Annotated in this window: 8 protein-coding genes and 1 pseudogene; 8 read left to right on the top strand and 1 reads right to left on the bottom strand. The window is 40.9% G+C overall.

What is annotated here, in order from left to right:
• Positions 1–480 precede the first annotated feature (480 nt).
• The 7 genes and pseudogenes from WKI42_RS08575 (at position 481) to ccpA (ending at position 5,514) form a co-directional block, all read left to right on the top strand.
• Positions 481–687 carry a hypothetical protein gene (locus tag WKI42_RS08575; protein WP_173233629.1) on the top strand — a complete coding sequence of 69 codons (207 nt, stop codon included), beginning with the start codon at positions 481–483 and terminating at the stop codon, positions 685–687.
• Positions 684–878 (top strand): hypothetical protein, encoded by a 195-nt coding sequence (locus WKI42_RS08580; protein WP_112445176.1) that lies wholly within the window; start codon positions 684–686, stop codon positions 876–878. The genes WKI42_RS08575 and WKI42_RS08580 overlap by 4 nt, the downstream gene beginning before the upstream one ends.
• Positions 865–1,749, top strand: coding sequence for an ABC transporter ATP-binding protein (locus WKI42_RS08585; protein WP_173303813.1), 885 nt, complete (start codon positions 865–867; stop codon positions 1,747–1,749). Before WKI42_RS08580 ends, WKI42_RS08585 begins: the two co-directional genes overlap by 14 nt.
• Position 1,750: 1 nt before the next feature.
• Positions 1,751–2,488: an ABC transporter permease gene (locus WKI42_RS08590; protein WP_196312502.1), complete on the top strand. Its 738-nt coding sequence runs from the start codon at positions 1,751–1,753 to the stop codon at positions 2,486–2,488.
• Positions 2,488–3,583, top strand: a pseudogene (locus WKI42_RS08595) (sensor histidine kinase). The gene WKI42_RS08590 and the pseudogene WKI42_RS08595 overlap by 1 nt, the downstream one beginning before the upstream one ends.
• Positions 3,584–4,183 (top strand): response regulator transcription factor, encoded by a 600-nt coding sequence (locus tag WKI42_RS08600; RefSeq protein ID WP_196312503.1) that lies wholly within the window; start codon positions 3,584–3,586, stop codon positions 4,181–4,183.
• Positions 4,184–4,503: 320 nt separating this feature from the next.
• The gene (ccpA, locus tag WKI42_RS08605) at positions 4,504–5,514 is read left to right on the top strand and encodes a catabolite control protein A (protein WP_050253459.1); all 1,011 of its coding nucleotides are present in this window, start codon (positions 4,504–4,506) and stop codon (positions 5,512–5,514) included.
• A 51-nt stretch (positions 5,515–5,565) separates the two neighbouring features.
• Here ccpA and WKI42_RS08610 read toward each other — a convergent pair whose 3' ends face one another.
• Entirely contained in the window at positions 5,566–6,528 is a 963-nt protein-coding gene (locus WKI42_RS08610) for an asparaginase (RefSeq protein WP_368081698.1), read from the bottom strand.
• 65 nt (positions 6,529–6,593) lie between these two features.
• Between WKI42_RS08610 and WKI42_RS08615 the strand changes: the two genes are divergently transcribed.
• Complete coding sequence (locus WKI42_RS08615; protein ID WP_368081699.1) at positions 6,594–7,985, top strand: Cof-type HAD-IIB family hydrolase; 1,392 nt, start codon at positions 6,594–6,596, stop codon at positions 7,983–7,985.
• The last annotated feature ends 36 nt before the right edge of the window (positions 7,986–8,021 follow it).

An 8,021-nucleotide genomic window follows, 5' to 3' on the forward strand; every position in this document is an offset into this window, starting at 1 on the left:
TATTACAGAGATATGTGAGTGTGTATTTTTAAAACTAGATATTATATACATTAAGAGAGAATCAGTTTGGTTCTCTCTTTTTTGATTTTCAGTAATTCATTTTGGCAGCGTATACTTTTTGTCTCCAGTCTTTTCAATAAATACCGTAGTTTAGGTATACACATTGAATTCAAGGGATTTTATAACTCTTATAAATTTTTAAGAAAGCAATAGAAGGGTTTTGTTCAACTTATAATATATGTGTTTGTCTGATAAAAATTTCTACTCTTTTTGATTTTAAATAAGTATTAGTTTACATTATGGTGTGAATTGGGTTTGATATCTCTTTTGAGGAAGTTGCCTTAGATTTTTCTAATTGTGTTTTATTGTATAGTGTATCTTGCTTGTTTTGAACAGAATTTTTTATGACATTTGTCATATTTTTTAGTGACAGAAGCTTCTATCTCCTCTGATTTCAAAAGACTATAATTGTAGTATGAAATGGAGGAAGAAGAGATGAGAAATAAAATGATTATCGCAATGAGTTTAGTAGCAGCAGGAGTCATGACTTATCTCATGTTCTCAGGATTGGATGAAGATTTCTATCATTTTCCTTGGGAGCTATTTGCAGGATTTGGAATGATGTCTTGGATTGTTAGAGAAGGTTTGAAATTAGTCTCAGATGTGAAAAAGGAGTTTGAAAAATGAAAAAAGCGTTTCTCTATCTTTTTATTGGACTATCACTAGTGGTATGGTTGGTAGAAATGTTTACAGGTTGGTTTGATCAAGCCTTCCTTCACCAATTCATCCGTGGTGCCTGGGGACTAGGATTTATGATTTTTATCGTCTTTCCTATGGGAAAGGAGTGGCTGAAAGGAGAATATCATGAACATGATTAAGGTAGAAAGTCTAAATAAAAACATCAAGGGCAAGGCTATTTTGAAGGATATTTCTTTTGAGGTAGCTGAAGGTGAATGCGTCGCCTTTATTGGGCCCAATGGAGCTGGGAAGACGACACTCTTGGACTGTTTGCTTGGAGATAAACTGGTCACCAGTGGACAAGTATCTATCCAAGGATTGCCAGTGACGAGTTCTAAGTTAGACTATACAAGATCCTACCTCCCTCAAGAGAATGCAATCGTTCAAAAACTAAAGGTAAAAGAGTTGATTGCTTTCTTTCAAAGAATTTATCCAAATCACTTGAGTAATCAGGAAATCGATCAACTATTACAGTTTGATAAGCAACAAAAAGAGCAATTCGCAGAAAAATTATCAGGTGGACAAAAGCGTCTTTTCTCTTTCGTCTTGACCTTAATTGGGCGACCAAAGCTTGTCTTTTTAGATGAGCCAACTGCTGCCATGGATACTTCAACTCGTCAACGCTTTTGGGAAATTGTTCAGGAACTAAAAGCTAAGGGAGTTACCATTCTCTATTCCTCCCATTATATCGAAGAGGTAGAGCATACAGCGGACCGAATCTTGGTCTTGAATAAGGGAGAGTTGATTCGTGATACGACGCCTCTAGCTATGCGTAGTGAGGAGATTGAAAAGCATTTTATCCTTCCGCTGGCTTACAAGGAAGTCGTTGAGAAGTCAGTCTTGGTTGAAAGGTGGGTACAAAAACAAGATGCTCTGCAAGTTGTCACACGAGAGGCAAATGCTTTCTGGGAACTATTAGTCCGAGCAGGATGTAGGATTCAAGAAATTGAAGTCAATAATCGTAGCTTGCTGGATACAATCTTTGAAGAAACACAAAAGGGAGATGACTAAGATGAAACAATGGATCGCACTAAACAAGATAGAATTTCTATTGACCAAACGACAATTAGTCTATTATCTATTATCCGTAGGGATGCCGACAGCCTTCTATCTATTCTTTTCAGGCATGTACCAGGACACACCAGGTGGACCGGCTAATTTTATGCGCGACTACCTCATCTCCATGACTGCCTTTTCCATGATGTCGACCGCTATCTTTTCATTCCCAGCTGTCTTACATACCGATAAGATGAACAACTGGCAGAAAACATTGCGTCATAGCCCTGTAAATATGGTAGAATATTATCTATCAAAGATAACAAGTATGCTGGTTGATTATTTGGTTTCAATTTTGGTTGTTTTTACAGTTGGGCATTTTGTAAGAGGTGTGGATATGCCTTTAGCAAGTTGGGTTGGTGCTGCGATTTTGCTTATTTTGGGAAGTATTGCTTTTGTAGCGCTTGGCTTGACCTTGACGCTCTTACCGACTAGTCAGCTGATGTCTGTTGTGGGCAATCTTCTTTATCTAGGGTTGGCTGTTTTAGGTGGGCTCTGGATGCCTATCTCTTTATTTCCAGACTGGATGCAAGCAGTCGGTAAGTGTCTCCCGACCTATCAGTTGATGGAGTTGCTCAAGACCTTTTTAAACGAGGGTGGTATCAATCTATCAGCCACAGTTTATTTACTTGTTTTTTCAGCAGTTTTATTTGGTTTGACCATTTACCTTCAAGGTCATAAGGAGAATGCTTAATGCTTGAAAGACTGAAAAGCATACATTATATGTTTTGGGCCAGTTTAATTTTTATGATTTTCCCCATCCTACCTGTAGTGACTGGATGGCTTTCTGCCTGGCATTTATTGATTGATATTCTATTTGTAGTGGCGTATTTGGGTGTTTTAACAACTAAGAGCCAGCGCATATCATGGCTTTTCTGGGGGATCATGCTGGTCTATGTAGCTGGGAATACCGCCTTTGTTGCTGTGAATTATATCTGGTTTTTCTTTTTCCTTTCCAATCTCTTAATTTATCATTTTGGCCTACGTAGTTTAAAGTCTTTACATGTATGGACATTTCTCCTTGCTCAAGTCCTTGTTGTGGGGCAACTTTTGATTTTTCAGAGAATCGAAGTTGAGTTTCTAGTCTATCTGCTTGTAATTCTTGCTTTTGTTGATTTGATGACTTTGGGCTCGGTTCGGATTCGACTTGTCGAGGATTTGAAAGAAGCTCAGGTCAAGCAAAATACCCAGATAAATCTATTGCTAGCAGAAAATGAACGCAGTCGTATCGGTCAAGATTTGCATGATAGTCTGGGACACACTTTTGCTATGCTGAGTGTCAAAACTGATCTAGCCTTGCAGTTATTTCAAATACAGGCTTATCCACAGGTGGAAAAGGAATTAAGAGAAATACAGCAAATTAGCAAAGAATCAATGCGTGAAGTGCGAACCATTGTGGAAAATCTTAAGTCTAGAACTTTGACATCTGAACTAGAGACTGTGAAAAAGATGTTAGAAATTGCTGGAATTGAGGTGGAAACGGCTAACCAACTAGACACTGCTAGCCTTACTCAGGAATTGGAGTCAACGGCTTCCATGATTTTGCTAGTTGGTGACCAATATCATCAAACATGCCAATGCATCTAAAGCTTACTTAAAATTAGAACGGACAGATCAGGAATTGCTCCTGATGGTCAGAGATGACGGGAAAGGTTTTGCAACTGTAACAGAAAATGAGCTCCATACAGTCCGAGATCGTGTTTCTCCATTTTCAGGAGAAGTAAGTGTAATCAGTCAGAAACATCCAACGGAAGTGCAAGTTCGACTACCTTATAAGGAGAGAAAGTAGATGAAAGTATTAGTCGCAGAAGATCAAAGTATGTTGCGAGATGCCATGTGCCAGTTGCTCACGCTTCAACCGGATATAGAGTCTGTCTTTCAAGCCAAGAATGGGCAAGAAGCAATCCAACTCTTAGAAAAAGAGTCCGTAGATATTGCCATTCTTGATGTAGAGATGCCTGTTAAGACTGGTCTTGAAGTCTTGGAGTGGATACGAGCAGAAAAGCTCGAAACAAAGGTGGTTGTAGTGACGACCTTCAAGCGCCCAGGGTATTTTGAACGTGCAGTCAAGGCTGGAGTAGATGCTTATGTCTTGAAAGAAAGAAGCATTGCAGACCTCATGCAAACTTTGCATACTGTCCTCGAAGGAGGCAAAGAGTATTCGCCTGAATTGATGGAAGTGGTGATGACGCATCCCAATCCGTTGACAGAACAAGAGATTGCTGTTTTAGAGGGAATCGCTCATGGCTTCTCTAACCAAGAAATTGCAGACAAACTTTATCTATCCAACGGAACAGTCCGAAATTATGTCACCAATATTCTTTCGAAACTAGATGCAGGCAATCGAACAGAGGCAGCTAATATCGCGAAAGAATCTGGTTGGTTGTGATACTATTATATCTCGAAAACCATTATGTGCTAAAATTGAAATTATTCAATCAAACAATTTTGTAACTTGAGGAGGGCTTGGTTTCCTCCTTTTTGTTTCGTCTAAGGTGGTAGCAAGGAGCTAAATCTTCGATTTCTATGAAATTTTTTCAATCAATCTTCAAAAAACACTTGAAAGTGTTTACAATTAGTGATAGAATGGAATAAGTAGAAACATGAAAACGAAATTTTCACATCTTCACTTTTGTAAGTAGATATAGAGTTTCAATCGGTGCCTCTACTTGTAAAAGAATGTGTGGGATAGAAAGGGCAGGAAAAGGAATGAATGCAGATGATACAGTAACCATTTATGATGTCGCTCGTGAAGCAGGTGTTTCCATGGCGACGGTCAGCCGTGTGGTCAATGGCAATAAAAATGTAAAAGAGAATACCCGTAAAAAAGTGCTAGAGGTAATTGATCGTTTGGATTATCGTCCAAATGCAGTTGCGCGTGGTCTTGCAAGTAAAAAGACAACCACTGTCGGTGTCGTGATTCCAAATATTACCAATGGTTATTTTTCGAGTTTGGCTAAGGGGATTGATGATATTGCAGAAATGTACAAGTACAATATTGTCTTAGCTAATAGCGATGAAGATAACGAGAAAGAAGTTTCTGTTGTCAATACCCTCTTTTCAAAGCAGGTAGATGGCATTATCTTTATGGGTTATCACTTGACAGATAAAATTCGCTCAGAATTTTCGCGTTCACGTACTCCGATTGTTCTCGCAGGAACTGTCGATGTTGAGCACCAGTTGCCAAGTGTCAATATTGACTATAAGCAAGCAACGATTGATGCAGTGAGTTACCTTGCTAAAGAAAATGAGCGTATTGCTTTCGTTAGCGGTCCGCTAGTGGATGACATCAATGGGAAGGTTCGTTTAGTTGGCTACAAGGAAGCCTTGAAAAAAGCAGGAATCGCTTATAGTGAAGGTTTGGTATTTGAATCTAAATATAGCTATGATGATGGTTACGCCTTGGCAGAGCGTTTGATTTCATCAAATGCAACTGCAGCAGTTGTGACAGGTGATGAGTTGGCAGCAGGTGTCTTGAACGGTTTGGCTGATAAGGGTGTGTCAGTACCAGAAGAATTTGAGATTATTACTAGTGATGATTCGCAAATTGCACGCTTTACCCGTCCAAACTTGACAACTATTGCCCAACCTCTTTATGACCTTGGTGCCATTAGTATGCGTATGTTGACTAAGATTATGCATAAGGAAGAGTTGGAAGAACGTGAAGTTCTCTTACCTCATGGTTTGACAGAACGTCGCTCAACACGAAAACGGAAATAGAAAAAATCAGGGAATCGTGAAGATTTCCTGATTTGTTTTTAGAGAAGAGGCTTAGCCTTCCATATAGTCTTTCAAATCCTGTCCTGTTAATCCGGCATTGAGGGCGATGAGGAGTTTCAAGCGGGCTTTTTGGGCATTGAGTTCTTTGACAAAGAAGACACCTGCCTTTTGCAACTGCACGCCACCACCTTGGTAGGCATAAACAGGTTCTGCAATACCGTTAAAGCATCGTGAAACCAGGGCGACTGGGATTCCTTTCTGCAGAAGGCTTTCTAATTTTTGAGCCGTTTCTTTGGGAATATTACCAGCTCCGAAGGCTTGGATAATCAAACCGTCCAATTGTTCCAAATCCAGCATATCAATCAGCTCATCTGTCATACCGGCATAAGCTGAGATGATAGGGACTAAACCTTGTATGTGATCAAGGTCAAAGCGGACACGAGGTTCAGCTGTTTTGAAGTAGAGGATTTCCTGTTTCATAATCAGACCAAGTGGCCCGTGTGTTGGAGTCTGGAAGGTGTTGACGTTGGTCGTATGTGTTTTGGTAACGTACTTAGCAGCGTGGATTTCATCGTTCATAACGACCAAAACCCCTTTGTCCGCGGCCCTGTCGTCGCTAGCCACTCGTAGAGCACTCAGATAATTATAAACACCATCACTACCGAGTTCGTTGGAGCTACGCATGGCTCCTGTTAGAACGATGGGCATGTGGGGAACTTCCATGGTATCAAGGAAATAGGCTGTTTCTTCCAAAGTATCGGTTCCGTGTGTGATTACCACTCCATCGTAATTATCTGCTTCCTCTTTGATTTTTTGGTAGAGGGCCAGCATATGCTTGGGCTTGATATGGGGGCTTGGCAGGTTAAAAAAGTCTAGGGCGTGGACTTGGATTCCTTCGAGAGGATTGGATACATGGTTCATGGGATTATCTGAACTAGTCACAACAGCGCCAGAAGCATCGGCTTGCATGGAAATAGTCCCACCCGTATGTAAAACAAGGATTTTCTTAGGCATGATTTACTCACTCTTTCTGAAATGTGGTATAATCATTGTATCACAAAAGGGGAGATTGGGATAGGATGGAAGTCAAAGCTGTTTTTTTTGATATCGATGGAACCTTGGTTAACGATCGCAAGAGTGTTTTGAAATCCACTAAGGACGCGATTAAGATTGTCAAAGAACAAGGGGTGCTGGTTGGCGTAGCGACGGGGCGAGGACCTTTTTTTGTTAAGGAATTGATGGACGATTTGGATCTGGACTTTGCGGTAACCTATAATGGTCAGTATATCTTTACTAAAGACAGGGTCTTGTTCACGAGCCCGATTTCCAAGTTGCATTTGCGCCATCTAATTAGCTATGCTAAAAGAGAGGGCAAGGAGATTGCCCTAGGGACCAAGGATGCCATGCTGGGTTCTAAAATCATGTCTTTTGGTATGGGTTCTTTTTCTCAACGAATCAGTCGCTTCGTTCCCTCTGTTTTAACCCGTACGGTGAGTCATTCCTTTAATCGTATGGTCAGCAAGGTTGTTCCCCAAAAGGAAGAAGACCTGCTTCACCTGATGAATCAGCCTATCTACCAAGTTTTGATGCTGATGACTCCAGAAGAATCTGAGAAGGCGGCAGCTGATTTTGAAGACTTGAAATTGACACGTAGCAATCCTTTTGCAGCGGATGTCATCAATCAGGGAAATTCTAAATTAGAAGGCATTCGCCGAGTCGGGAAAGAATATGGCTTTGATCTCAACCAAGTCATGGCCTTTGGTGACTCAGAAAATGACCTTGAAATGCTGGCTGGTGTCGGTATGTCGGTCGCTATGGGAAATGGTAGTAGCAGTGTTAAGGAAGTGGCCAAGCATATCACAACCAGTAATCAGCAAGACGGAATTCACAAGGCTCTGGAACATTTTGGTGTTTTGGCTTCAGAAAAAGTCTTTGTCAGCCGTGACTATCATTTCAATAAGGTCAAGACCTTCCACCACATGATGGATGAACGGACCCAAGAAGAACCTCGAGCTTGGGACTTAGAAGGTGCAACCCATAGGGCTGGCTTTAAAATAGAAGAATTGGTGGAGTTTGTTCGAGCCGCCAGTCCTTCGGAAGAGGATTTTGGTCAAGCTCTATCGCAACTTCATCAGGCCCTTGATAAGGCAGCGGATAAAGTAGCCAAGAAGACACCTGCTCAGCAAGATTTGGTGGGGCAGGTGGATGCCTTGATTGACACGCTTTATTTCACCTACGGTAGTTTTGTCTTGATGGGGGTGGACCCAGAACGTATTTTTGACATTGTCCATCAAGCCAATATGGGGAAAATTTTCCCAGATGGCAAGGCTCATTTTGATCCAGTGACCCACAAAATCTTAAAACCAGATGATTGGGAAGAAAAATATGCTCCAGAACCTGCCATTAAAAAGGAACTGCAGCGCCAACTCAAGGCTTATGAACGCCATAAAGAAAGAAATAATACTCAATGAAAATCAAAGAGCAAACTAAGAAACTAGCCGTAGGCT

Origin of the sequence: Streptococcus pseudopneumoniae (assembly GCF_038148935.1) — a bacterium.
Taxonomy (GTDB): domain Bacteria; phylum Bacillota; class Bacilli; order Lactobacillales; family Streptococcaceae; genus Streptococcus; species Streptococcus pseudopneumoniae_U.